The sequence below is a fragment of the Streptococcus sp. HMSC077F03 genome (assembly GCF_001812375.1).
GTDB lineage: Bacteria > Bacillota > Bacilli > Lactobacillales > Streptococcaceae > Streptococcus > Streptococcus oralis_S.
Genome location: NZ_KV808762.1, coordinates 1 through 358, shown reverse-complemented (window position 1 = coordinate 358; position 358 = coordinate 1). Strand labels below are relative to the sequence as shown.

General features: G+C 45.3%; 1 protein-coding gene. It reads right to left on the bottom strand.

The features are described 5' to 3' along the window. Positions 1–358: Ig-like domain-containing protein (locus tag HMPREF2853_RS02710; protein WP_148131390.1), on the bottom strand; the 358-nt coding region annotated here is incomplete at both ends.

The window sequence follows — 358 nt, the reverse complement described above, 5'->3', positions numbered from 1 at the left end:
ACTGTTTCATCAATTGGAACCAGTGGATCACCACCAGCAAACGTTGGAGTACCCGTTTGTGGAACACCCTGAGGACCTGTGCTGGTTGCGCCAGTTCCTGTAGGAGTGACCTTAGTCACTGTTGGTGTATATGTCGCAGTAACCTCTGTACCGTTCTTATCTACACGTTTCACTGTGACTGGAGTTGGTGTGCCAACATATTGTTTTTCTGGTGTAAAAGTAATAGAGCCATCTGGATTGATGCTGTATTCACCTACACCTGGAACTGTTTTCGTTGACTGTCCATCTTCGAAAGTCATTGGTTTCGTATCATCAATTGGAACCAATGGATTACCTTCTGTGAAGGTTGGGGTACCTT